The organism is Photobacterium sp. (assembly GCF_057456235.1).
In genome coordinates, this window is the sequence record NZ_JBVCPH010000003.1 from 1 (window position 1) to 26,139 (window position 26,139).

19 protein-coding genes and 5 tRNA genes are annotated in these 26,139 nt (G+C 47.1%); 14 read left to right on the forward strand and 10 right to left on the reverse strand.

Annotation, left to right across the window (positions count from 1 at the left end; all coding sequences use genetic code 11):
* Window positions 1–51: 51 nt before the first annotated feature.
* The 3 genes from AC2204_RS04490 to AC2204_RS04500 all read left to right on the forward strand — a co-directional run bounded on the left by AC2204_RS04490 (window position 52) and on the right by AC2204_RS04500 (window position 379).
* A tRNA-Leu gene (locus AC2204_RS04490) sits at window positions 52–138 on the forward strand.
* Between the two features lie 47 nt (window positions 139–185).
* Window positions 186–259, forward strand: a tRNA-Cys gene (locus AC2204_RS04495).
* Between the two features lie 44 nt (window positions 260–303).
* A tRNA-Gly gene (locus AC2204_RS04500) sits at window positions 304–379 on the forward strand.
* A gap of 235 nt (window positions 380–614) precedes the next feature.
* On the opposite strand, the gene AC2204_RS04505 is transcribed toward AC2204_RS04500, so the two are convergent.
* From AC2204_RS04505 to AC2204_RS04525, 5 genes are all read right to left on the reverse strand, one after another.
* On the reverse strand, window positions 615–923 hold the full coding sequence (locus tag AC2204_RS04505; protein ID WP_318924296.1) for an AzlD family protein: 309 nt from the start codon (window positions 921–923) through the stop codon (window positions 615–617).
* The gene (locus AC2204_RS04510) at window positions 920–1,651 is read right to left on the reverse strand and encodes an AzlC family ABC transporter permease (RefSeq protein WP_318924297.1); all 732 of its coding nucleotides are present in this window, start codon (window positions 1,649–1,651) and stop codon (window positions 920–922) included. The genes AC2204_RS04505 and AC2204_RS04510 overlap by 4 nt, the downstream gene beginning before the upstream one ends.
* Before the next feature lie 242 nt (window positions 1,652–1,893).
* Entirely contained in the window at window positions 1,894–3,123 is a 1,230-nt protein-coding gene (gene alr, locus AC2204_RS04515) for an alanine racemase (protein ID WP_318924298.1), read from the reverse strand.
* A gap of 127 nt (window positions 3,124–3,250) precedes the next feature.
* Complete coding sequence (locus tag AC2204_RS04520; protein ID WP_318924299.1) at window positions 3,251–4,882, reverse strand: methyl-accepting chemotaxis protein; 1,632 nt, start codon at window positions 4,880–4,882, stop codon at window positions 3,251–3,253.
* Window positions 4,883–5,047: 165 nt separating this feature from the next.
* Complete coding sequence (locus AC2204_RS04525) at window positions 5,048–5,446, reverse strand: hypothetical protein (protein ID WP_318924300.1); 399 nt, start codon at window positions 5,444–5,446, stop codon at window positions 5,048–5,050.
* A 173-nt stretch (window positions 5,447–5,619) separates the two neighbouring features.
* Between AC2204_RS04525 and AC2204_RS04530 the strand changes: the two genes are divergently transcribed.
* From AC2204_RS04530 to AC2204_RS04545, 4 genes are all read left to right on the forward strand, one after another.
* A tRNA-Leu gene (locus AC2204_RS04530) sits at window positions 5,620–5,706 on the forward strand.
* 47 nt (window positions 5,707–5,753) lie between these two features.
* Window positions 5,754–5,827 (forward strand) — tRNA-Cys (locus tag AC2204_RS04535).
* 117 nt (window positions 5,828–5,944) lie between these two features.
* Entirely contained in the window at window positions 5,945–6,247 is a 303-nt protein-coding gene (locus tag AC2204_RS04540; RefSeq protein ID WP_318924301.1) for a PTS fructose transporter subunit IIB, read from the forward strand.
* Window positions 6,244–7,059: a PTS sugar transporter subunit IIA gene (locus AC2204_RS04545; protein ID WP_318924302.1), complete on the forward strand. Its 816-nt coding sequence runs from the start codon at window positions 6,244–6,246 to the stop codon at window positions 7,057–7,059. The genes AC2204_RS04540 and AC2204_RS04545 overlap by 4 nt, the downstream gene beginning before the upstream one ends.
* 2 nt (window positions 7,060–7,061) lie before the next feature.
* Here AC2204_RS04545 and AC2204_RS04550 read toward each other — a convergent pair whose 3' ends face one another.
* Window positions 7,062–7,907, reverse strand: coding sequence for an AraC family transcriptional regulator (locus tag AC2204_RS04550; RefSeq protein WP_318924552.1), 846 nt, complete (start codon window positions 7,905–7,907; stop codon window positions 7,062–7,064).
* Between the two features lie 435 nt (window positions 7,908–8,342).
* Here AC2204_RS04550 and AC2204_RS04555 point away from each other — a divergent pair, with 435 nt between their 5' ends.
* Both AC2204_RS04555 and manA read left to right on the forward strand, forming a co-directional pair.
* Window positions 8,343–10,244: a PTS fructose transporter subunit IIABC gene (locus AC2204_RS04555; RefSeq protein ID WP_318924303.1), complete on the forward strand. Its 1,902-nt coding sequence runs from the start codon at window positions 8,343–8,345 to the stop codon at window positions 10,242–10,244.
* Between the two features lie 158 nt (window positions 10,245–10,402).
* The gene (manA, locus tag AC2204_RS04560; protein ID WP_318924304.1) at window positions 10,403–11,602 is read left to right on the forward strand and encodes a mannose-6-phosphate isomerase, class I; all 1,200 of its coding nucleotides are present in this window, start codon (window positions 10,403–10,405) and stop codon (window positions 11,600–11,602) included.
* Window positions 11,603–11,834: 232 nt separating this feature from the next.
* Here manA and AC2204_RS04565 read toward each other — a convergent pair whose 3' ends face one another.
* Entirely contained in the window at window positions 11,835–12,317 is a 483-nt protein-coding gene (locus tag AC2204_RS04565; RefSeq protein WP_413466679.1) for a methylated-DNA--[protein]-cysteine S-methyltransferase, read from the reverse strand.
* Window positions 12,318–12,795: 478 nt separating this feature from the next.
* Here AC2204_RS04565 and AC2204_RS04570 point away from each other — a divergent pair, with 478 nt between their 5' ends.
* The 4 genes from AC2204_RS04570 to AC2204_RS04585 are packed head-to-tail and all read left to right on the forward strand — an operon-like array spanning window position 12,796 to window position 19,402.
* Window positions 12,796–16,956, forward strand: coding sequence for a response regulator (locus AC2204_RS04570; RefSeq protein ID WP_318924306.1), 4,161 nt, complete (start codon window positions 12,796–12,798; stop codon window positions 16,954–16,956).
* Window positions 16,956–17,795: a CheR family methyltransferase gene (locus tag AC2204_RS04575; RefSeq protein WP_318924307.1), complete on the forward strand. Its 840-nt coding sequence runs from the start codon at window positions 16,956–16,958 to the stop codon at window positions 17,793–17,795. The genes AC2204_RS04570 and AC2204_RS04575 overlap by 1 nt, the downstream gene beginning before the upstream one ends.
* 3 nt (window positions 17,796–17,798) lie before the next feature.
* Window positions 17,799–18,389, forward strand: a complete 591-nt coding sequence (locus AC2204_RS04580; protein ID WP_318924308.1) for a chemotaxis protein CheB — start codon at window positions 17,799–17,801, stop codon at window positions 18,387–18,389.
* A 2-nt stretch (window positions 18,390–18,391) separates the two neighbouring features.
* Window positions 18,392–19,402, forward strand: a complete 1,011-nt coding sequence (locus AC2204_RS04585; protein ID WP_318924309.1) for a GGDEF domain-containing response regulator — start codon at window positions 18,392–18,394, stop codon at window positions 19,400–19,402.
* A gap of 101 nt (window positions 19,403–19,503) precedes the next feature.
* On the opposite strand, the gene katG is transcribed toward AC2204_RS04585, so the two are convergent.
* Together katG and AC2204_RS04595 are read right to left on the reverse strand one after the other, a co-directional pair.
* Window positions 19,504–21,714 (reverse strand): catalase/peroxidase HPI, encoded by a 2,211-nt coding sequence (katG, locus tag AC2204_RS04590; RefSeq protein ID WP_318924310.1) that lies wholly within the window; start codon window positions 21,712–21,714, stop codon window positions 19,504–19,506.
* Window positions 21,715–22,180: 466 nt separating this feature from the next.
* On the reverse strand, window positions 22,181–23,269 hold the full coding sequence (locus AC2204_RS04595; RefSeq protein ID WP_318924311.1) for a GNAT family N-acetyltransferase/peptidase C39 family protein: 1,089 nt from the start codon (window positions 23,267–23,269) through the stop codon (window positions 22,181–22,183).
* 80 nt (window positions 23,270–23,349) lie between these two features.
* Here AC2204_RS04595 and AC2204_RS04600 point away from each other — a divergent pair, with 80 nt between their 5' ends.
* On the forward strand, window positions 23,350–24,801 hold the full coding sequence (locus tag AC2204_RS04600; RefSeq protein WP_318924312.1) for a RimK family protein: 1,452 nt from the start codon (window positions 23,350–23,352) through the stop codon (window positions 24,799–24,801).
* Window positions 24,802–24,965: 164 nt separating this feature from the next.
* Here the strand turns inward: AC2204_RS04600 and AC2204_RS04605 are convergent, their stop codons facing one another.
* On the reverse strand, window positions 24,966–26,120 hold the full coding sequence (locus AC2204_RS04605; protein WP_318924313.1) for a succinylglutamate desuccinylase/aspartoacylase family protein: 1,155 nt from the start codon (window positions 26,118–26,120) through the stop codon (window positions 24,966–24,968).
* Between the last annotated feature and the right edge of the window lie 19 nt (window positions 26,121–26,139).

Below are 26,139 nucleotides of genomic sequence, written 5' to 3' on the forward strand. Positions count from 1 at the left end.
AGATGGTGTCTAACTTAAATCAGTTACGAGCACCGCAATCAAGAATTGCGTGCCCTGGTGGTGGAATTGGTAGACACAAGGGATTTAAAATCCCTCGGCGTTCGCGCTGTGCCGGTTCAAGTCCGGCCCGGGGCACCATCTTACTTTTGTCTTTACCATAGAAGCTAAAGTACGCAATCAAATATGGCGCGTTGGCAGAGTGGCTATGCAGCGGATTGCAAATCCGTGTACCTCGGTTCGACTCCGGGACGCGCCTCCATCCTCTCTCTTTCTTTGTTTACGAGAAAGAAAATGAGTGAAAATGCAATACTAGCTCAGTTGGTAGAGCGCAACCTTGCCAAGGTTGAGGTCATCGGTTCGAACCCGATGTATCGCTCCAAATTATTCAGATATGGTAATTACGATATCTCGATGCTAAAAGCATCAACTTAAAACCAGCGAAAGCTGGTTTTTTTGTATCTGAATTTCGAGAACTCTATGCCATTTCATTTGCTTTATCACTTGGTTTATACCAGTCGCTAACTGCGCTCTTACATTTAGCACTTCGACAGTCGCGGTGAAAATATCCAGCAGAACACATTGGAGAAGTGTTATTGTTACCGTAGAAAGAGCAACTAAATAGCTCGTACGGCGGCGGCGGCGATGATGCCTGCTGCAATGGCTGGTAGAGGCTTTTTTACGATGAACATGACGACAGCTGTCGAAAAGAGTGCTGCTCTAGCGCCATTGTCACCTTCTACTGCAAGAGGTGCTAAAAGAGCGACTAATACGGAACCTGACATCGCGGAAATAAAACGTTGAACACGTTCGCTAATTGGAACAAATGACATTACATATACACCACCCCAGCGGGTGATAAGCGTTACTAATGCCATTGCAATGATTATCAGTAGTGTTCCACCTACGCTCGTTTCGATATTCATGCTTTTTTCTCCTTCCAACAAGCACCCAGAATTCCGCCAGCGATAGCACCAACTACAACATGGCTATTTTCCGGCAAATACCAATATGCCAACATTGAAGACACTGCTGCCGTGGTCCAAATCGCAAAAATTCTTAAGCTTTTAGGCCCCACAGCCACCATGGAAAGTAAAAAACAGCCCATAACCATGTCGAGCCCAAGGCTCACAGGATCTTGGATTGCGCTACCAAAGTAAATACCAACCCAAGTGCCAACAATCCAAAAAGACCAAAGTGCTAAACCACCACCAACGAGCAAACCAAAACCTGGTTCTTTCTTCCCAAATGCATTGAGTGCCATTGCCCAGTTTGCGTCCGAAGCAATCAACATAACACCATATCGCTTTGTCGGTGGGAGTTGGCGTAACCAAGGATAAAGCGTTGCACCCATCAAAAGGTGGCGAGCATTGATCGCAAACACGGTAATAAGAACAGGAATAAGAGGCACTTCTGCTCCCCACATATCTAACGTGGCAAACTGTGAAGCACCCGCAAAAACGAGTGTGCTCATTAACATAGTAGGAAAAGCATCCAGCCCAGTTTGTACAGCTGCAACACCGAATGCGAGGCCAAATACGATCACAAACATGGAGAGAGGCAAAAGTTGGGTGAAGCCGTTCCAGACGTCGATACGCGTAAACTCGTGTAATTCAGTCGAGGAGCGTTGAAGATGTTGAGTATTTTCTGTCATAGAGGTACCTAGCCAGCAGGCAAAAGGGCAGAGCCATGGAAGGATCTTGTTGTTATTTTGTAAACTGCATGTTTAACATCAATTGGGTAGGCTTTCAAACGCTACGTTGCATATAAAAATACATAAACGGTGGCAAAGACAGAATCTTGAAAGCCTAGTTCAATCAATAACATCATGAGCCATTAAATAAGAAAGCGAGCACGAGGCTCGCTTTTTCGTTCCGTTAGGAAGACCGAATCGGTCTATTTTACATATACACGAGGGTTTGCAGTACCCCAAACCGTGTATAACTCAGGGAAGATAACTTCTGAGTGCTTTTCCATTTCCGCAGCGGAAATGGTCTTGCCTTGCTGAGATCCGAATAGCACAACTTCAGAGCCAGGAGCGACATCTTTGATATCGGAGACATCAACCATGGTAGTGTTCATTGAAGCCACACCCGCGACTTTAGCGCGTTGGCCATTGATCAGTACTTCTGCTGTATTGCCCATTTTTCTCGGGTAGCCGTCAGAGTAGCCAACAGGAATATTCGCCATTAGACTCTCTTTACTTGTCTTGTAACTGCTGTCGTAGCCGACAGTGCTATTCTTTGGCAGGTGGTGAAGTGATGCTACGCGTGTTTTGAAAGACACGATAGAAGGGTATTCAGGGTTGGTTGGCAAATCACCATACAAAACGCCACCTGGACGAACCATATCAAGCTGTGCTTCTGGAACATTAAGCGCGGTGTAAGAGTTTGCAACGTGCAGTAAAATGTCTTCGCGCTTTAGATCTGCTTCTTTAATAAGCCATGCTGATCTGTTTTTAAATGAAGCTAACTTCTGACGAACATCGTCAGCGTTGTAGTTAGGGAAGTGAGTCATAATACCGACAATGTTAACGCCAACTTGTTGAGCGATCTCTAGCGCTTCTTGTTGACCTTCTTCTGTCGTCATATCTACGCCATTTCGCCCCATACCACCGTCGTTCAGAGCAAGGTGAATCTTGATTTCTTTATCGGCTTTTTCTGCTAACTTAGACAATGCTTTCGCTTGTTCAGCGCTACCAATAAGCTCTTCGATATTTAGGTCGATTGCGGCTTCGATTTCACCAATGTCAGCAGAGCGTACGCGCATAAGTTGACCTTTAAAGCCATTGTCGCGAACGGTTTTAGCTTCGGCATTACTTGCAATGGCAACGCATGGGATTTTCTGTTCAATAATGGTTGGCATGAGACCTGCGATGCCATTACCGTATGCGTCGGCTTTCATTACTGCGCATATTTTAGTTTTGCCATCCATGTGCGATTTAAACTGCTCAATATTTTCTTGGAATTGACCCAAGTTTACTTCCAGCCAAGCGTTAGCGCCTTGAACTTGCTCTGCTTTTACTGCGGCATTGGTGATTTGAAGAGGAGCAGCTGTTGCTTGCATAGCTGGAGCAAAAGTTGCGGCGGCGATGGTAAGTGCTAGTAAGGTTTTCTTTAAGTGCATAAAGTCTCCGTACGCGTTTTCTATTGGTTATGTCATTGGTTACTTGGGGAGAGTACCTGACGAAGTAAAACGCTCCAAGTGGTTACTTGGAGCGTTTCTGAGGGTCATGATTTAGCCTAGATCAAGCTTAACTTAGTTTGAAGCGGCCCATCACATCTTTAAGAGAAATAGACAGTTGGCTTAGCTCACGACAAGCTTGAGCTGTTTGCTCAGAACCTTGTGAGACTTCTTGAGATGCCAAATGTATATTTTCAATACTGCGGTTAAGCTCTTCTGCAACCGAATCCTGTTGGTGACAAGCGGTCGCGATTTGGCTGCCCATGTCTGAGATATCAGAAATAGAGTGCTCAATGTCGCTCATCAGTTGTTTCGATTGAACCCCTTGATCTGCACATTGTGAAATACTGCTTCTAGAAAGTTCAGTGGCAGATTTTGCGTCTTTTGCAAGAGATTGAAGCTGTTCAATGATCGCAGTAATTTCACTGGTTGAATCTTGTGTACGACCAGCAAGTGTTCTAACCTCGTCCGCAACCACTGCAAAACCACGACCAGATTCACCGGCACGTGCAGCCTCAATGGCAGCGTTAAGCGCGAGTAGGTTAGTTTGATCGGCAATGTCGCGAATAACATCTACGATAACGTTGATTTTGTTCGATTGCTGTTCTAGTTCAGCCACAGTATCCCCAGCAGCCCCAATAACGTTTGAAACTTCTTGGATCGTGTCAACCATACTTTGAGTTTCACGAACGCCGTCCTGTGTGCGACGGTTAGCTTCGTTAGCATGGTTCGCTGAATCTTCGGTGTTGCGTGCTACATCGGCTACCGCTGCTTTCATTTCTGTCATTGCAGTTGCAACGTGCGTGATTTGTAGCTGTTGGTCTTTCATCCCAGATGCTGAAATATCAGAGATTTGGTTCATCTCTTCTACTGCGCTGCTTAACTGAGTCACTGCTGAAATAACGTTATCAATTACTTGGCGTAAATCGTCTTGCATCTTCGTGGTCGCATCGGCTAGTTCACCAAGTTCGTCATTGCCGATTGCTTTACGGTCAATGTCGCTTGATAGGTCACCCGTCGCGATCGCGTTTGCTTGTTGAACGACAAGCTTAAGTGGACCGCAAATCAACTGTGTCAGGGCATACGTCATGCCAACCATGATCAACAGAATAATCACGTTGCTCGCGATCGACGAATTGCTTAATCCGTTTACAGAAGAAAGGATACGAGTTTTGTTATCGTCCATGGCATTTTTAAGCAGTCGGATCAGTTCACCTAGCTCAGAGTCGACCGCTTCGAAAGAAGGCAGTGAGTTCGCCAAGATAGGGTGAGCCTTGATTTTGTCGTTGGCTATCATCGCTTCGTTGTACTGGTCCATAGTAACCAAGTACTGTTGCCACTGACGCATAAGACGCTGGTAAGTTTGTTTCTCTTCACCTGGCCAAATTGTTTCACCATAAGCGTTTAGATCGTTACTGATCTTCTCGCGTTCGCGGATGTTACTGGCGATTTTATTTCTGATTTGGGCTGCGTCGTTATAGGTGTAAGTAGCAAACTGAGCACGGCGCCAGAGAGACATGTGATCTCGAATTGAGTCTACTCTTTCCATCGCAGGCAGAGTATCGTCGGTATAATTTAAAAGCTCAGATTTAATATTTTTGAGCTCTGTAGATAAAAATACGCCAAACGCAATGTTGACGATGGCAATGAGTAAAAATGATAGCGATATCTTTTTCGCTATAGAAAGGTTCTTGATAGACATTGGTGATATACCTTGTTTTTCTTATGTTGTGTCGCCAAAGTAAACCACGTCCTTATATGTGATATTTATCCATTAAATTACCGCAACAAATGTAACGTAACACTAATTAATGACATTTTCGATAATGAATTGAGCTTCAAATGAAAATAAAAAATGTCAATGATTTTATAAAGGTACGATCACATGAAATATAAAGTTATCAGTAACAAAATATAATGCTTGGCATGAATTAGAGCCAAGAGTAGGAACTTCAATTGTTACGGGACTGGAATAGCAGTAGCCAGTGATTTCCATTTCTAGTTGCTCGTCACTAGCTGGCATATCTTGAAGAACACAGCCAGAATCACCTTCAGTGACGCTGTAACTATTTAAGCCGTGTACACAGTCAATTTTCTCGTATTGGTTAATCCCAATGACGCCGTAATGGATCGTTGGTATCTGTCTGGTAGGATTGGTAGAGTCATATTCACTGTTATTTGCGATTTGGACATCGCTGATCCCTCTCGCAGTTAACACCTTGTACAGGGGGCGATATAAAACAGCTTCTATTTTCTTTGAAATCAATGCTAGCTGCTTACCTTTACGAACAACTTTTGTGAGCCATCTATATATTGATATCTCTTGCGTTAATCTTGCGCGATGTGAGGTTGAAAGATCGGTGGTTGGATTGATTTGTAACCAATTGAATCAAAGTCTTTCTAGACTATAGTGCCGATTATCGCAATCAAGAATTGCGTGCCCTGGTGGTGGAATTGGTAGACACAAGGGATTTAAAATCCCTCGGCGTTCGCGCTGTGCCGGTTCAAGTCCGGCCCGGGGCACCATCTTACTTTTGTCTTTACCATAGAAGATAAAGTACGTAATCAAATATGGCGCGTTGGCAGAGTGGCTATGCAGCGGATTGCAAATCCGTGTACCTCGGTTCGACTCCGGGACGCGCCTCCATCCTCTTTCGAATTCCCCCACTATCCTAATCTAAGTCAGTTTTTCCTGCCTTATGGCTTGACTATCGACCCCGGATCGAGACAATCATCTAAAACAACATCTGCCAACAGAGAAATTATGAAAATTGCAGCAGTTACTGCTTGCCCGACTGGGATTGCGCATACTTACATGGCGGCGGCCGAGCTAAAGAAAGCGGCACAGCAGTTAGGCATTCAGATCATGGTAGAAACTCAGGGTGCGATGGGGATCGAAAACCAGCTTAGCTTCCAGGATATTGGTCGTGCTGATGTGGTATTGATCGCCTCAGACATTGAAATAGAACACCGAGCCCGTTTTACTGGCAGCACTATCCATTGTGTCACCATTGAAGACGTGCTGACGGATCCCGCCAGTGTGCTGGCACGCTGCCAAGAATTATGATCGAGCGCAGTATTACCTTCATCATTGGTGATGAAGGAATCCCTGCCTGGAAATTGAATCAGCTAAAAACCTTGGCGGGTTATTTTCGTTCGGTAGTTGTGATGCTGGATGTCACCTATCTGCGCCGGGCCAATGTCGAGCAGACGGTCCGTATCATGAGTCTGGGCTGTATGCCGGGCGATCTCTGCCAGCTGCTCATTGAAGGCTCCGATGCTGAGCTGGCCTGTATGGTGCTGACGGATTTTCTGGCCGAGCAATTTACGCTGGTGAAAACCAGCGGTAAGAAAAAGAACCGTAATGCCTGCAGTGTTGATAGTGATGATGAGGGCAATAGCACTTTTTATCTGCCTTTCGAAATGAAATTTACCAGTCAGGTATTGGGCGAAGGGCTGGCAAATGAAGATAAGGCAAGCCAAGCCAAAGAGAAGCTGCTTGCCCGGTTGTGTCGTATGCTCAACCCTGAAAAATCGGCAGTGTTATTGAAGCTGATGCTCAAGCGGGAGCAAGTATCATCGACAGCGATGGGAAATGGTATTGCGTTGCCGCACATAATGTCAGCAGAAATCCAACAGCCAGCCATGGCGGTGATCCAAATGCCACGACCGATAGAGTGGGGATCGAATCGAGGCCCTGTCACACGACTGATTGCGATGACGCTACCAGCCCACGCACAACGCCCACAGACTCAGGCGTTTGTTCATTTCTCACAAGCTCTGCTGGAACCGGAGTATTGTCATTTGTTGACCGGAAACAACGAACCGGAAGCACTTAAAGCCATTATCCTCCACACCTTATCTCGCCCGTTTCATTAGGCCTAAACTGAGCTGCGATACTCTGAAGGTGTTAAGCCTGTTTTGTTCTTGAACACCCGGTAAAAGTAGTTTACGTCCTGAAATCCGCAGCGGGTCGCCACTTCATGTAGCCGGAACGCGTATTTCTTGAGCATGAATTTCGCGCGTTCGATCCTTACCCAAGTAATGTAATCGGCGAATCGCATATGACCTTGCTGGCGGAATAGCCGAGAGAGGTGGTTGGGCGTAATGTTAAATCGCTTGGCAATGGCATCCCGGCTGATTGCCCGGTGAAAATTTTCCTGAATAAAGATACAGATCCCCTGATAGAGATCTTCACTGCGTTTTTTACTCGAGTCTGACGGTATTGACAACATGGTCTGGCAATAGCTCATCAGTGCCAAGAGCAGGTGTTCGTCCATCGGTTGCTTTAACGGTTCTTTTGACAGGGCATTGAGCGCCGACAGTATATGGTCGATGGCGTGGCCTGTACGGGTCTGGATACTGTGCTTTTGGATATCATAAAAATTTGTCTGCTCTTTGGTCTTACTTACCAGGCTAAATCCGAGCTGCCTGCGGCCAAACAGCAGGCTCAGCACTGAGCAATCTGTATCCCAATTAGGCTTATTCCAACTATTGGGTGGGATATAAATTGCGTCGCCTGCCATAATTTTCACTTCGCTGATCCCGTGCTCCGGATCTTCGAGCTCGTTGATGTACTCGCCACTGATCACCAGTTCCAGACGGGGAAAGTTCACCTGATAGCTAAACGGCGGTGGTGTGAGTTGATCACCGGCAAACCAAATGCGGTTGAAGTGTTCCCGCTCCGAAAGCAGGGTAGCGATGAGATCATGGAAAACTTGGCTCATGGTGTTCGCAACTATGCCTATCTGTTCTGTAAATACAGACACTATTATTCATTGTCCCGCAGTTTGATACTACCCGAGCGAGCAGTCAGGGGAGATATCCGTGAGCGGGGTCACGCAAACAGACGTGCTGGTCTCGCATCATTGGTTACTCCTGTCTAGTTGAAGAGTAATTTTTTATTTCTGATTGGTGAGAGTAGTGAAGGTTTCATGATCAATATTCATATCAACTTACTGATATTTAATATTTTAGTGTGATTTTTATTTTTGGTGGTATATGGTTGGCAATATGAGAATTAGATCACAAAGACAAAGTGATGTTACAAATATCCAGTAAATGCCTCTCTGATACACTATCAGAGTGGTGCCGGATAGATGAAAATATCCCCCAACGGCAACACAAATGCTGAACATAAAAATAAAACAGGGGGAACACTTATGATCACCAATTTAATTAATGAGAAATTGATATGCCTGAGCCTTCAGGCAACGACCAAAGAAGAGGTCTTTGTTGAGATGATCGACGTCTTGCATCAGCAAGGTCGAGTTCATGACAAAGCACAGTTTTTAGCAGATATTCATGCTCGTGAAGAACTGGGCAACACCGGTTTCGAAGATGGAGTTGCCCTGCCTCATGCCAAAAGTGGCGCGGTTGCTGAACCTGCAGTCGCAATCGGTATCAGCCGAGGGGGTATCGAATACGGCGCAGAAGACGGCCTGCCATCAAAACTCTTTTTCATGATTGCCTCGCCAGACGGCGGTGCAAACCACCATATTGAAGTGCTGGCCGAACTTTCCTCAAAACTGATTGAAGACGGTTTCATTGATGCCTTTATGTCAGCGGAAAATGAACAGGACGCACTGAACCTGTTACTGGAAAAAACAGAACCGAATCAAGCAGCACCAGCAGCGGATAAAGGCCTGCTAATTGGCGTCACGGGTTGTCCGGCCGGTGTGGCGCATACTTACCTTGCCGCTGAAGCGCTGGAAAAAGCCGCGGCTGAGCTTGGTTATGAAATCAAAGTGGAAACCAACGGCTCGATTGGGGTAAAGAACAGCCCGACTGCGGAAGATATCGAACGTGCTGAAGCGATTATTGTTAGCTGTGACAAGCAGGTAGACATGGCACGTTTTGCCGGTAAAAAACTGGTAAAAACCGGAGTGAAGGCACCAATTAAAGATGGCAAAGGGCTGATCAACCAAGCGCTTCAAGCCACATGTTACCAGGTCTCGGGTGATGATGCGGCAGCGCAGACGGAAAACAAAGTGTCTCAGGCACGTTCCGACCTGTATCGCTTCCTGATGAACGGCGTATCCCACATGATCCCGTTCGTGGTCACCGGTGGTCTGTTGATTGCGCTGGCTCTGGCACTAGGTGGCCAGCCAACGGAAGCCGGGATGGCGATCCCTGAAGGTAGCATGTGGCAGAAAGTGCTTGATGTGGGTGTAGTTGCCTTTACTTTGATGATCCCTATTCTGGCCGGTTACATTGCCTATGCCATTGCCGATCGTCCTGCTCTGGCTCCGGGTCTGATTGGTGGCTGGATTGCTAACAACGGCTCATTCTATGGTGCGGAAGCGGGCACGGGTTTTATCGGTGCGATTGTTGCGGGCTTGTTGGTCGGTTATTTCGTTAAGTGGGTAGTTAACCAAAATTACCACAAGTTTATCCAGCCGTTGGTGCCAATCATGATTGCACCAATTACGGGTAGCTTGTTTATCTCTAGCCTGTTTATTTTTGGTATCGGCGCACCGATTGCAAGTTTGATGGATGGTCTGAATGCAATGCTAACCAGCATGAGCACAGGTAACGTGGTTCTGCTGGGTATTGTATTAGGTGGTATGGCTGGCTTTGATATGGGCGGTCCATTCAACAAGGTTGCCTTCCTGTTCTCTGTCGGCATGATTGCAAGTGGTCAGACACAATTTATGGGAGCGATGGCGTGTGCCATTCCTGTTGCTCCTCTGGGTATGGGTCTTGCGACAATATTGGGTCGCAAGCTGAATATCTTTGAACAATCGGAAGTTGAAGCGGGTAAAGCTGCCAGTGCGATGGGCTTGGTAGGTATCTCTGAAGGTGCAATTCCATTTGCCGCTCAAGACCCAATGTCAGTGATCCCTGCTAACGTGCTTGGCTCTATGGTTGCGGCAGTGATGGCATTCTCATTCGGTATCACCAACAGCGTGGCGCATGGTGGGCCTGTGGTAGCACTCCTTGGTGCGATGAACAAACCACTAATGGCTATCGTCTGTATGATAGCGGGCTCTGTAGTGACGGCATTGGTTGCGATTTCTCTGAAGAAAATGCGTCAGGCGAAAGCACAAGCGGCACTAGCATAAGCCACTGCTGAATTTGTACTAATGAAACAATAGCTAATAACGGCGTCACAGTCTCCTGAGTGAAAAAGCTTTGTACCCCCGGCTTGGCGCTTAACCTCCCTCCTTAATCGGGGGGAGGATTTTCTCGTTAAATCAGTAATAAAGATGAAAGGTAAACAATGACTGTCTCTACATCTCCGTGTTTTTTCCGCATGCACAATGCCATCCAAGATTACTCATGGGGTAGCACAACATCGATTGAATCTCTTTTTGGCATCGCCAACCCTGAAGGCAGGCCACAAGCGGAAATTTGGATGGGTGCCCACCCAAACGGTTGTTCGCAGGTTGATGTCGCCGGCAAGGCAACCCATCTGGCTGAATTTATCGAGACCGATAAAGCAACGATTATTGGCGAGGCAGCTGACAAGCAGTTTGGTGAGCTACCTTACCTGTTTAAAATATTAGCGGCAGAAAAAGCCCTGTCTATTCAAGTTCACCCAAGTAAGGCACAGGCCGAAGTTGGTTTTGCCAAAGAGCAAGAAGCAGGTATTGCGCTAAATGCCGGTCACCGTAACTACAAAGATCCAAATCACAAGCCGGAGCTGGTTTTCGCGCTGACACCTTATCAGGCAATGAACGGCTTCCGTGAATTTGCCGAAATTATTAGTTTCTTTCATGTTCTGGAAAACGCTGATTTAAATGAATTGGTGATAGCACTGGAAGAAAATCAAAATGAAGCCGGCCTGCGTCAGTTCTTCGAAGCGATTCTATCGTTGCAGGGTGAAATGAAAGAGACCGCGGTAAATGCGCTATTGGTTTATGCTGCGCAGCACAAAGAAGAGGCTCTGTTTGCGTTAATTTTGGATTTGGCCGGACAGTATCCGGGTGACATCGGCCTGTTCTCGCCGCTGATGCTGAATGTGCTGACACTGCAGCCTGGTGAAGCAATGTTCCTCGATGCTTGCACGCCGCACGCCTATATCAAAGGCACAGGCCTTGAGATCATGGCGAACTCCGATAACGTACTTCGTGCGGGCCTAACCCCGAAGCATATGGATATTGCTGAGTTGGTGGCAAGTACACGGTTTGTACCGATGCCAGCAGATATGCTACTACTTGCTCCAGAGCAATCTGAGGGGGGGCTTCACTACCCAATTCCGGTACCCGACTTTAAGTTCAGTGTGTATCAGAACCAGCAAGGTACAAAACTAACTACAGCAAGTGCTGAAATTCTTCTGGCGATCGATATGCCACTAACCGTAAATCACAGTAATGGCGAAACACTGACTATCCAAAAAGGTGAGTCGGTGTTTATTCCCGCTTATGCCTGCAATTACACAGCAAGCACAAAAGGTCGATTTGCTCGTGCTTATAACTAACATCACAGTTAGCTAATGAGAAAGTTTGGTGCGCTTAATCAGTATTTAGTACTTTTTCAAATAAATTCTAAATAATTGAAGCATCTAAAGATACCACTCCGGGATCGATACCCGAGATGTCTGGGAGACAGTTCTAACTGTATGTGCTTAAGGTTCCATATAAGTTTTTTCCTCACTTGGTGGAATGACGGCGTTTGGTTGCTGAACTCGTCAAAACTTCGTTGGTGAAGTATTAGATCTGAAGGGCTCCCTCATGTTTGAGTAGCCCCTCTTTTTGTTCAATACCACCGGCATAGCCGGTGAGCTTACCATTTTTCCCGATAACACGATGGCAGGGCACAATAATTGAAATCGGGTTCTTACCGTTTGCAAGGCCGACCGCGCGTACGGCTTTCGGGTTACCAATGGCATTCGCCAAGTCTTGGTAACTCCAGGTTGTGCCGAATGGGATCGTGGTAAGAGTCTGCCAGACTTTCTGCTGAAACTCAGTGCCTGTTGCGGCAAGAGGTACCTCAAACCGCTGGCGTGTTCCGGCAAAATATTCCTGGAATTCAGATACCGCTTGCTTCAGAACGGGATGTTCACTATCGAGCTTTCCCAGATTGTCTGGCTGGGTTGTCTGGGTTTGAAACCAAGCGCCAAGTAACCCTTCGTCATTCGCCTGGATAGTGACTCGCCCGATAGGACTTTGATAATGCGTATAAACATTCATGATTGTGAACTCCAATAATGAAAAGTGTCAACCGGTATACTCTGCAATACGTTTGTGGCACACGTGCCTGTTGGCATTGCTTTACGGTTACTGTTCAAGTTTAGCAATAAGCGTAGTGTAACCTTTCTAACCCGCCAGACTAGTCATTTTCGGGAGCCGGAACGCAGATAACTCATAGGCTATATTTTTTTGAGCTATCGCCGTGTAGCCGTTATCAACGACTGGCATTAAGTGAATATCTTGGCCTGTGGAGCCTCCTTTGGTTATTAATCGTATTTCAATTGATCCAATCACTTATCTGAGTCGAACTCTTACGTACTAATTATTGATTTTGTTAATAAGTTTATGGAAAAATATCCCCGCGACTTATAAGGCCTCTATTCGAACACTCTGGTTGGACTCATTGTCACCCAAGATTTCCCTGATAGATTGAAAGCGCGTATCTGAGCGCATGGGCTGCTTTTTAAATTTTGGAGTAACAATGATTCGTTTTGCCGATTTACGTATTCGCCCCAAGCTGGTGGGCCTGCTGGTTATCACGGGTGTTATCCCTATGGTGATCGCTGTTTATTTCAGCAGCCGACTTGCCACTGAAGCCCTGATTGACGAGTCGTTTGATGGGCTTATCACGATTCAGTCGATCCGAAAGGGGATTATTGAGGACTTTTTTAACCAGCGCTTGGCGGATATTGAAGTTCTGGCTGATTCTGAACGTGTCATTGAGTTATCACAGCAGCTAAATCAGCATGAGCATGAGAGTGATACGGAAACAACGTCCACTTTAGATGCCGAATCTGACGGTTATTCTCAGTTAATCGGGCGTTTTCTTCCTCATTTCGAGAGTTATGTTGAAGCTTATGGCTACAGCGATCTCTATATCCTTGATGCCGATCACGGGCATGTCATGTTCTCCCTCTCTAGCAGCGATATTCAGGGAAGCAATCTGGTGCATGGCCAATACCGAAACAGCGGACTGGCCAAGGCGTGGCGCGAGGTGATTTCGACCGGCAAGGTGGTTTTTACCGACTTTGATGCCTTCGAGCCTTCTGCCGGCAGCGAAACCGCTTTTCTTGCCCACCCAATCTCTGATGAACACGGGCAGCTGAGCGGTGTACTGGCTCTGCAACTGTCGCCGGAGCTTATTACCCGTATCGTGGATTCTCGTATTGGTATGGGGAAGACGGGTGAGTCTTACCTGATCGGTGCAAATGAGAAGACGGGCTTATACGAGTTTCGCAGTAACATGCAGACGATGGGCAACGGGCGGAATGTGGTTGGCTATTCTTTGCCCGTACCACTTGATTATTGGCTCAATGCGGCCGAAAAAGGAGTGGGCGGAGGCTTTGATACCTATATTGATAGTGCTGGCGTTTCTGTTCAGGTGGCCTATAACAAGGTCATTATACCGGGTGTTGATTGGTATCTGATATCTAAAATTAACGAGAATGAGGTGACCCAGCCGATATATATGATCTACCAGACACTGTCCATTGTCGGTGGCTTGCTGTTGATGCTGATTATTTTTGCCGCTTCAGTTCTTTCCCGGGCCACCACGCGACCTTTGATTGAAGGGATGCACTTTGCCCAAGCGATCGCTAAAGGTGAACTGTCATCAAGCCTGGATCTGGATCGTAAAGATGAGCTTGGCGATTTGGCTCTGGCATTAAACAATATGGCGAGTAATCTTCAGGATCAGGATTGGCTTAAATCGGGTAAAGAAACATTGGACGATCAGTTACGCGGTGATTTGGAAACGACTGATCTTGCAACTCGGTTTATCACCTTTTTTAGCAAACATATGGGGGCCCAGCTGGGCGCTTTATACCTTGTAAATGAAGATGTTCTTGAGCTTCAGGCAAGCTACGCGTTCACTGACCGAAAAGGGAACTTCAACCGTATTAAGTTGGGTGAAGGCATGGTCGGACAGGCCGCGCTTGAAAATGAAATAATTACTTTTACCGATATTATTGATAACGCACCAGCCATTAATTTCGGTGCCGGAGAAGTGGTTCCGCACAACTTTATGGCGATCCCTATTACCTTAGACGACAAGCTGATCGGTGCCGTGCTACTTGGTACATCAGGCCAATTTACCAAGCTGCACCGGCGCTTTGTGAATCAAGTGATCCTCAATGCCGGTATTTTGTTTAATGCCGCTAACAATCGCCAAGTGATCCGCGAACTACTTGAACAAGCTCAGAAGCAACAGGAAGAGCTTCAGGTGGCCAATGAAGAGCTGGAAGAGCAAGCGATAGCGCTCAAGAAATCGGAAGAGATACTTCAGACCCAGCAGGAAGAGCTTCGTGTGAGTAATGAGGAACTGGAAGAGCAGGCGCAAGTGCTTAAGGAATCTGAGTCTGAATTGCAGGCGCAGCAGGAAGAACTGCGAGTTACCAATGAAGAGCTGGAAGAGCGTACCAAGGCGCTAGAAGAACAAAAAGGGGAAATACTCCTAAAAAATGAAAAGCTGGTTCAGGCACAAGAAGTGGTAAAAGAAAAGGCTCGCGAGGTTGAAGTAGCGAGTAAATATAAATCCGAGTTTCTTGCCAATATGTCTCATGAGCTGAGAACCCCGTTAAATAGCATTCTTATTCTTTCCCAGCTATTTGCTAATAATAAAGACGGAAACCTGACAGATAAACAGATTGAGTCTGCTAATGCGATTAACTCCTCCGGTTCAGATCTGCTCTCGTTGATTAATGAAATTCTGGATTTGTCTAAGATTGAGGCCGGCAAGGTTGATCTTTTTATTGAAGAGGTCGGTATTGACAGCCTGATCACCGATCTGAATCGGATCTATAAGGAGATTGCCAACGAGAAAGGGGTCGCGTTTGAGTTAAATATTACTGACGATGCGCCGAAATCCTTGCGCACTGACTCGCAGCGCATTCAACAGATCTTGCGCAATTTGTTGACAAATGCCTTTAAATTCACACATGAGGGGGCCGTGGAGTTGGCAATTTCAAAGCCAGCCCCTGATATGTGTCAGCAGCTAAATGCTGAACCCGAGTCGATGATCGTGTTTGCGGTTAAAGATGATGGGATAGGGATTGCGCAAGAGAACCAAGTAGCGATTTTCCAGGCGTTCCAGCAGGCCGATGGCAGCACCAGCCGCAATTACGGTGGTACTGGGCTCGGGCTTTCTATCACTAAAGAGTTGACTCACCTGTTGGGAGGCTCTATTTACCTGGAAAGTGAAGAAGGGCAGGGAAGTACCTTCACCATTGTGCTGCCCCTTGCACATGAAAGCAAAGTAACCCATCGCGATGAAATGGGGGCTACCCCAGGGATTACTATTGATGCCATACCTGACATTAAATCGGTCAAGTTACCGAAAGCGGCAGGGCTAGAAGTTCAAACTGAGCCCCGAAAACCGACGTCGTTGATATCTGCACAGCCGGTGCAATCGTTACAGACACCGCCCGAGGATAGCGAGTACATTGATGATGATCGCAAGGCGGTAACGGCTGAAAACAAAAGCTTGCTAATCATTGAGGATGATCGTGCCTTTGCCCAGATTATGCGCGATTTTGGCCGTGAAAGAGGCTTTAAGTGTATCGTCGCTGAAGACGGTGAAACGGGTCTGCACTTTGCCGATTACTATAAGCCCAGCGCTATTATTCTCGATATTGGCTTGCCAGGTATCGATGGCTGGACGGTGATGGAGCGCCTTAAGGATAACTCTGAGTTGAGGCACATTCCGGTGCATTTCATGTCTGCCAATGACAGTACGCTGGATGCCATGAGAATGGGAGCGATCGGTTATCTGACCAAACCTGTCGATGTGAATAAGATGGAAAAGGCATTCGGCAAGATCGAAGATATTATCTCAAAGCCGGTGAGCCGGCTGCTAGTGGTGGAGGATGATGACGTACAGCGAGAAAGTATCAAGGCGCTGATTGGCGACGGCGATGTCAGCATTACCGCGGTAGGTACAGGTAAAGAAGCGTTACATGAGCTGGAAGGCAGCATCTATGACTGCATGGTGCTGGATCTGGGGCTTGGTGATATGTCCGGGTTTGAACTTCTCGAGTGCATTCGCAAAAGCGAAACCGCCGCCCGGGTGCCGATTATCATCTATACCGGTCGCGACCTGACGCGAGATGAGGAGAAAGAGCTCAATCGCTATGCAGAAAGTATTATCATCAAGGGCGTGAAATCGCCGGAGCGGCTGCTCGATGAGTCAGCGTTGTTCCTGCACCGGGTAGAAGCTAACCTGCCGGAACAGCAACGCGGTATGCTCAAGATGATCCATGATAAGGAAGCCGTTTTGAGCGGAAAAACAATGTTGCTGGTGGATGATGATATGCGCAATGTGTTTGCGCTATCCAGTGTGCTGGAAGAGAAGGGTATGGAGGTCGTTATTGCCAGAAATGGGCTTGAGTGCCTCGATAAACTTAAAGAGGAAACCAATATTGATGGCGTCCTGATGGACATAATGATGCCCAAGATGGACGGTTATGAAGCGATGCGTGAGATCCGTAAACAGCGGGAGTTCGCGAAGTTGCCCATTATTGCGTTAACGGCCAAGGCGATGAAAGGTGATCGCAGTAAGTGCATCGAGGCGGGTGCCAGCGACTATTTAGCTAAGCCAGTGAATACCGACAAACTCCTATCCATGCTGAGGGTGTGGTTGTACTAATGTCAAATACAATAACTATTTCAGATGAGCAGCTGGAGATCCAGCTGTTGTTAGAAGCCATCTTTCGAAAATATGGCTATGATTTCAGGAATTATGCGTTCGCCCACACCAAGCGCAGGCTTGAACACCGGCGTGCGCACGAGGGGTTGAGAAACTTTTCGGAGATGCAGCACCGATTGATCTGTGAGGAGCCGTTTTTTAATAAGGTGCTGCTTGATCTGTCCATCAATGTCACTGAGATGTTCAGAGACCCCTGGTTTTATCAGCGGGTTCGCGACACCGTAGTGCCTCATCTTAAAACCTATCCTTTTATCAAAGTGTGGCACGCGGGCTGTTCATCAGGCCAGGAAGTTTACTCGATGGGGATCCTGCTCGAAGAAGAGGGCGTAAAAGATCGAGTTCAGATCTATGCCACTGATTTTAATGAGCGGATCCTTGAAAAGGCAAAACTAGGCATCTACCCGATGGATCTCGTGCGGGAGTACACCGCCAATTACCAGCAGTCAGGTGGCACCCGATCCTTTTCAGACTACTATGCTGCCGATTATGACAATGTAGTAATGAAGAGCTTTCTCAAAGATAAGATGTTGTTCTCACCCCATAATTTGGTAACCGATGGGGTGTTCGGAGAGATGAACATCATTTTCTGTCGAAACGTATTGATATATTTCAACCGGGAGCTGCAGAACCGGGTGCTGCAGTTATTTTGTGATAGCTTATGCCCAGGCGGTTTCCTCTGCTTGGGTTCAAAGGAGAGCCTTAGATTTTCTGATGTTGCCGATCAGTTTGACGTAGTCTCTGAGCGAGAAAAAATATACCGCAAAAAACGTATATTGTAGGGAATGGATGGGATGAGTAAGAGCAGACAATACCGGGCGATAGTTATTGGTGTTTCAGCGGGCGGATTGGCCGCGCTGGAAAAAATATTGCCTGTTCTTAAGCCGACATTTTCACTTCCGGTACTGGTTGTTCAGCATATCAGCCCCACCTCAGAAAATTACCTTCCTATCCATTTCAGCAATCATTGCCTGTTGGACGTGAAAGAGGCTGAGGATAAAGAACGTATAGAAGGGAGCGTAGTTTATTTCGCCCCGCCCAATTATCATTTGATGGTTGAGTGCGACAGGGCTATCGCATTATCAACAGCCGAGCGGGTGAATTTTTCTCGTCCATCTATTGATGTGCTGTTTGAAACGGCAGCAGAGGCTTACCAGAATGAGCTGATCGGGATCGTTTTGACTGGCGCCAACTCTGATGGCGCTGCCGGGCTGAGCAAAATTAAGCAGCTTGGAGGGCTGACCGTGGTGCAGTCCCCAGAGACCGCCGAGGCGCAAGCCATGCCCAAAGCGGCCATCGAAGCAGTAGAGGTTGACCATATTTTGCCTTTGAATGAAATAGGTCATTTTTTGAATATACTTTGCGAAGCAGAATAATTATGGGTATTCCCAAGATATTGATTGTTGATGACAGACCAGAAAATCTGTTAGCGCTTGAAGGATTGCTTGAGCAGTTCAATATTGACCTCATCAAAGCCAACTCGGGCGAGGAAGCGTTAGCACATACTCTGGATCATGAATTTGCGTTGATCCTTCTCGATGTTCAGATGCCGGGAATGGACGGCTATGAAGTTGCCGAATTGATGAGGGGAAATAAAAAAAACAGACATATCCCGATTATTTTTGTAACGGCCGCCTCGAAAGCGTCGGCACATGTCTTCAAAGGTTATGAGTCGGGTGCTGTCGATTATCTGTTTAAGCCCCTGGTTCCCATGGTGTTTCAAAGTAAAGTCGGGGTATTTATCGAATTATTTCAGCAAAAAGAAGCTTTGCGAGAAAAAACACAGGAATTTAATCGCAAGCTGGTTGAGCTTGAAGAACTGCAACAGCAGTTGGAGGAAACAAATGAACAGCTCCTGATGTTGTCCACCACCGATGGTCTAACCGGTTTGTTGAATCGACGGCGTTTTGATGAGGTGTTTAACGCGGAATGGAAGCGGGGAGTAAGAGCTCAGAGACCACTTTCTTTGATTATGTTAGATATTGATCATTTTAAAGCATACAACGATACCTATGGCCACCAGGTTGGCGATGACTGCCTCAGAGAAGTTGCCCGCACGCTTTCGAGCATTCCGCTGCGTGAGTTGGATAAGTTTGCTCGTATTGGTGGTGAAGAGTTTGCCATTATACTCCCCGAAACCGACAGTGAGGGGGCGATGCAGGTTGCAAAGCGTATCAGAGAGAGCATTGATATACTGAGTAAACCTCATAGCTCTTCACCTTCGAGTAATTATCTTACTGTCAGTGTTGGCGTCTCTACCGTTATTCCCAATTTGAAGCTTTCCTCTCGCAAACTGATGGAGCTTGCGGATAATGCGTTATATGAAGCGAAACATAGCGGCCGAAACTGCTGTTGCAGTATGGCAGTAAAAGAAAAATTAAGCGCTTAACTGACTCGCCTGCTTTATCATCACAGCAGCCAGTGAGCGCGCAAGTCTTGATAATAAATAAACGGGCGCTATGTGTGCAGGCACCCGTTCGAAATCCGCAACTACTTCAGGTCGAAGCGGTCAGCGTTCATCACTTTTGTCCAGGCTTTTACAAAATCGTTGACGAACTTCTCTTTCGCATCGTCACTACCATACACTTCGGCAAGGGCGCGCAACTGCGAGTTAGAGCCAAAGATCAGGTCAACGCGTGTGGCTGTCCACATCAGGGTACCGGTCTTACGATCTCGACCTTCGAACTTCTGTGCGTCATCTGACGTAGGTTTCCATTCCGTGCCCATATCAAGGATATTCACGAAGACGTCGTTGGTAAGTGTACCGGGTTTGTCCGTCAAGACGCCGTATTGCGACTGACCGAAGTTCGTATTCAGCGCCCGCATACCGCCTATGAGTACCGTCATCTCTGGAGCTGTCAGTGTCAGTAGTTGCGCACGGTCAATCAACATCGCTTCAGGAGATACAGTGAACGCTTTCTTCATATAATTACGGAAACCGTCAGCGGCGGGTTCGAGTACATTGAAAGATTGAGCGTCGGTTTGCTCGTCAGTTGCATCGGTCCTGCCCGGAGAAAAAGGTACGTCGATGTTAAATCCGGCGTCTTTTGCCGCTTGCTCAATCGCGGCAGAACCACCAAGCACAATCAGGTCCGCAAGAGAAATCGCTTTATTGCCTGACTGAGAGGAATTGAAGTCTTTCTGGATACCTTCAAAAGTACTCAGCACTTTTTGCAACTGATCAGGCTGGTTAACCTCCCAGTCTTTTTGAGGTGCTAGGCGGATACGTGCTCCATTGGCACCTCCGCGGCAATCCGAACCGCGGAACGTTGAGGCAGAAGACCAAGCCGTATAGACCAGTTCGGAAACACTCAGACCCGAACGCATGATAATTTTTTTCAATTCTGCTACGTCGTTGGTATCCACGAGGTCATGATCAACCGACGGTATCGGGTCTTGCCAAATTAAGTCCTCAGCCGGTACATCTGGGCCAAGATAACGGGATTTAGGTCCCATGTCGCGGTGAGTCAGTTTGAACCATGCTCGCGCAAATGCACCTGCGAACTCTTCAGGATTGTTGTGGAAGTGTTCAGAGATCTTGCGATACGCCGGATCTTCGCGCATTGACATATCAGCGGTGGTCATCATGATCCCGACCCGCCTGGAGGCGTCTTCCGGATCTGGCGCGTGATTGTTTTCTGCAAGGTTTTTAGGTGCCCATTGGTAGGCACCGGCAGGGCTTTTCGTTAGATCCCAATCGTAGCCTAACAGCATGTCAAAATAACTGTTGTCCCATTTGGTTGGGCTTGGCGTCCATGGACCTTCGAGCCCACTGGTTATAGCGTCACGGCCCTTACCACTACCATAGCTGCTGTTCCAACCCAGGCCCATCTCTTCCAGTGGAGTCGCTTCTGGCTCAGGACCTACATGAGCCGCATCACCGGCACCATGGCACTTGCCAAATGTATGACCTCCGGCAGTCAGTGCAACCGTCTCGTAGTCGTTCATTGCCATGCGCGCGAAAGTCTCACGAACGTCTTTACCTGACGCAACAGGATCCGGGTTGCCGTCTGGTCCTTCCGGGTTGACGTAAATCAGCCCCATTTGTACCGCAGCAAGAGGGGCATCAAGCTCACGTTCACCACTGTAACGTTTGTTACCTAACCACTCGTCTTCTGCCCCCCAGTAAATGTCTTCTTCTGGTTCCCAAATATCTTCTCGGCCGCCACCAAAGCCAAAAGTTTTGAAGCCCATGGATTCGAGAGCCACATTACCAGAAAGAATAAACAAGTCTGCCCATGAGAGTTTGTTGCCATATTTTTGCTTAACTGGCCACAACAGACGACGTGCTTTGTCGAGATTAGCGTTATCTGGCCAGCTGTTTAATGGTGCAAAACGCTGGTTACCGGTAGAAGCTCCGCCGCGTCCATCACCGGTACGGTAGGTTCCCGCAGCGTGCCATGCCATGCGAATCATTAAAGGGCCATAATGACCGTAGTCTGCTGGCCACCAGTCTTTTGAATCGGTCATGACATATTCAATGTCTTTTTTCACTTCTTTAAGATCGAGTCTGGTAAACTCTTCCCTATAGTTGAAGTCTTCACCCATAGGGTTCGATTTTCTGTCGTTTTGGTGAAGGATTTTTAGGTTCAGTTGGTTAGGCCACCAGTCCATATTTTTTTTGCCGTCCCCTCCCATGCGAGCATTACCACCGTGCATTACAGGACATTGACCCGAAGCGGTACTTTTGTCATTGCTCATCTAAAACTCCTTTTTAGGTTGGTTTTATGTCGTGCGTACTACATATACCCGCAGCCTCTACCCTGAAAATATAGACGAGTATTGCACCGAGATGGACGGTTTTACCCATTACATTAATTGTTTGTTTCAATCTAAATCTAAGGAGTATTAAAACCTTAGTGGGAAAACTGTGTTTTTCAGAGCAATTGCCCAATATCTTAGGATTAAATGGCCTGGTTTAATCCGGTCACAATATCCCTATACGTCGAACACGAACTCGCTTCAGAACAGCACATGAGCAGGACTCTGGAAGCAGGGTTAATGGTAGTAAATCAGAAGCATATGACTGCTGGTGGGATGGCCGGACACAAGGGGGCAAAGCCTGTTGCTTTCCAAGATAGAAAGCCAGGTTTTTTATTTTGTATCTTATTCGTAATGTATGGTTGAATGGCCAGAAAAAAGTAAAGTGTTTTTCTTCGGGAAGTTTTTATCTTCGGCGAATCATTACACACGCGGTGTGTTTCTGTTTACCGAATCCGAGAATTTGCGACAAGCTGAGCTTACTCACCGGAATATACGCTGATGATGCCGCATCCGCTGGTGTATCAGCATGGGGATCGTGGAAAAAAAAGAATCTATCACTCATGCCACTCAGCACAATCCAGTGCGGCTCTTTGCTTCCATTGAATCGATAAGTACTAATCAGCAGCAATACACAGGCCCCCTGGCGAATCCACTCCTCAAGCATTGCTGTACTCGGCGGTGCATCAATCATCGGAATTTGCTCAACGTTAATCTGTTGGCAAAAATCTTGATGGACAAGCTCTATAACCTCTTTTTTGTTCTTGTCCCGTACACTATCGATAAACGGTGTAGACTGCGATTGAGTCCATAACTCAACATGATAACCACGTCGTTTCGCCGCCAACGCTAAGCCATGGCCGCTACAGCCACCATGTCCTGCTGCCATATAAATAGTTGTCGCCTCGCGCCACAATTGTAGCTCTAACGTGCGAGATAGTTCCTGCTGCGAAGAGAGCGTCGCAAAACTCATCAATAAGCACGCCGAACCACAGGTAAATGGCGTAGTTTGAATATACAGCGGCATAGGAAGTAAGGTTTTTGGCTCCGTCGGGGTTAAACGCTTTTGCATCCGAAGACCATCAGCCAAATCATCATAGTAATGAATCAGTACTTTCAACTTCTTATAACCGAGGCGCTGATACAATTTTTTTGCCGGGATATTGTCATCACGCACTTCTAGTCGTAATGTAGTAGAGCCTTGATTAAGGGCCGACTCTTCACAAAGCTCAAGCAAACTTTGTGCGATTTTTTGCCCTCTGAAATCTGGTTTAACGGCAATCGAATATAATCGTGATAGCAGTGTCCCTTGATGGAATAACAGTAAGGCATATCCTACCAGCTCAGCGTCAGAAACGGCGATAAACACCATGCAATGAGGTGACAGAAGAAAACGCTTCATTTGACGGGGCGATATTTTATCGCCGTCAAAGAGCTGTTGTTCTAGCGAGTTTAGAGCACTGAGATCGGCCAATTCCGCTAAGCGAAATTCCATACAAAATCCTTACACGATTGACGGTTGCAACGAGATTAAATAGTAGAAAGTCTTCTAATGCTATAGTTGGGAAAAAATAAATGGCAAACATTCTGATTGTTACCGACCAAACCAGTGACTGGCGGCAATATTTTCCTAGTAAACAAATAATTACAGTCGATGATTATCTGCAACCAGACTGGAAAGAAACACATCGTAATCTGCAAGTTGTCAACTTGTGTCGTGACTATGGCTACATGAGCAACGGCTATTACTGTTCATTAATGGCCGAAGCGCGCGGCCATCGTGTGATTCCGCGCGTTGTGGCTATCAACGACATCAACCAACCGTTTTTCATCTCACTGCACCACTCAGAGCTGGATAAAAATTTTGCTCATCAAGATGAGATCCACAGTAAGATCTATTTCGGTCGGACGTCTACTCCGGGGCTGGACAAAGTAGCAAGACGCCTCTTTGAACAGTTTATGGTACCAGTGTTGGAAGTGGTGCTAAAAAAACGCGCAAAGCAGTGGCAGTTGATTTCAGTTCAGCCTTTTCCATTCCAAGATCTAACGGATCCAGAGCAAGACTTCTTCGCCGAATCTCTTGAGCTGTTTTCGAACAAAGTTTGGCGAACGCCTAAGCCAGAGAAAAAATATCGTTACGACATTGCGATGCTGGTCGATCCGGATGAAAAAATGCCCCCATCCGATCCTGCCGCGCTGAAGTTGTTTCGCCGAGCGGCCAATCGATTGGGTATGAATTTGCAAACCATTACTCAAGATGACTTATCCCGCTTGGGTGAGTTTGATGGTCTATTCATTCGCGCCACGACCAACATCAGCAACTTCACCTATCGATTTGCTAAAGCAGCAGAAAAGCTTGGGCTGGTGGTAATGGATGACTCGGAATCTATTATGAAGTGTACCAATAAGGTATTTTTGACCGAGTTGCTACAACGCAACAATGTACCCGCACCCAAGAGCGTGATTTTGCGTAGCTTCGATTCCAATTGGAAGCAAGCTTTGCTTGAAAATCTTGAACTGCCTTTGGTGCTCAAAATTCCTGATGGTGCATTTTCTCGCGGCGTGGTCAAAGTGAGTGACGAAGCCAGCTTAGAGCGTGAGGCTTCGGCACTATTTGAAAAAAGTTCGCTGATTTTGGCCCAGGCCTATATGCCGACTGACTTTGACTGGCGGATAGGGGTGATGAATCGCCAGGCGATTTATGGTTGTAAATATCTCATGAGCCGAGGTCACTGGCAGATTTATCATCATCACAGCAGCGGCCGAGTCTCCTCGGGGGGCTTTGAAACCTTAGATCTCAAGCAAGTTCCAAAAAACGTTGTGGATGTCGCGCTGAAAGCGGCTAACTTGATTGGCTCCGGTATTTACGGTGTCGATTTAAAAGAGATCGATGGCAAGGTTTATGTGATTGAAGTGAACGATAATCCAAGCATCGATCATCATGTTGAAGACGCCTTCTTAGGCGATCTGCTTTACGATCGAGTCATGACTGAGTTTTTACGCCGCATTCAAATGAGAGGGTTGTAACGGATTTAATCAGATGGCCCGCCTTGTTATTGCATTGATAAATTGCGAGAACGAGGCGGGCCAGACATTTTGTACCTGAGATGCAATACATCATAAAATCTTGAAATAGCACCGTCAGAATTCAGTTATGAGACTTGAATACAGAAATACTAAGTCAGATAGTTCTAAAGCCTAAATGTATTGGTCAGAACCTTATACAGCTCTGTGCCTTGTTGCACGCTTGCTGAGGCAAAGTGCAAGACAGGGATGCTGTCACAGGGCAGAATCAGTTTACGGCTCAGGCAAGAGTCACTGCCGAGGGTATTAAAATGCCAAAGTGTTGCAAGCGGCTCGCCGGCTGCAAGTGGCTGATTAAGCTGAGCCTGATATTCGACCTGACCGCCGGCCGGACTGTGATAGGCTTTATAGTCGCTGAGATAACAGGCGTAAAGGGAGACAGGATCACAAATAAATGATTTGTCTGGCCACATGCCCTGATGCTGCAGGTAATTGCAAATCCCCAGCGCATCGCGTCCGGCGGCGTTTACATCCAGCAGCTCTTGTGAACCCAATTCCAGGGTGAAGGCATCCACCATTACCGGCAGTTTGCGGCCAAGTTTGGCAAATTGCTGGCTTAACTGCCACCAGGGGCTAAAGCAGGCTTCATCCATTGCGCCGTCAAAGTCGCTTGGAATAAGAATATTTAGTGGGATATTAAAATAGCGGGCCCGTTCGCGTGCATATTCAGGGACATAAAGGTGACGGGCAGAGATCGGTCCGGTATGCAGGTCAAGAACAATATCGGCTTCCATCGCCATTTTCTGTAAGTTCATGGCTAAATGTTGGCCACAGGTCAGGCCCCACGGTGAGCTCTGGCGTTGGTTGATTTGCTCTCTCAGCCTGTCGCGAAACGCATCACGGATCACCGCTTCATCAGCATCAATATATTGCTGGCTGAACGGCTCAAGCAGGCTGCTGTCAAAATAATACTGGCGATTCCAGTTGGTGCCTGTAACCGGATCGAATCGACCAAGGGTAAATTCGCCACTTTTTTGATTAATACCCAGAGGGTTAGCCTGAGGCACCATAACCACATCCCCTTGTGGCGGATGTTGGCGGAAAAACTCCAGCAGCTGGTAAATGACGGCATTGCCCTGCACCTCAGCGCCATGGATATTGGCCTGGATATAAACGCGCGGACCATTGCCCTGACCTTGAATGTTGATCACCGGCACTTCCATCGGATTGCCGGTCGGCTGCTCACCGACTTTGACTGTGGTTGTTTTTATCATCAGCATTGCCGGATGTGCTTTATCCGGCTCCTTTCTCTGTTTTGGCAACCGCATGGCACCTGGTTGT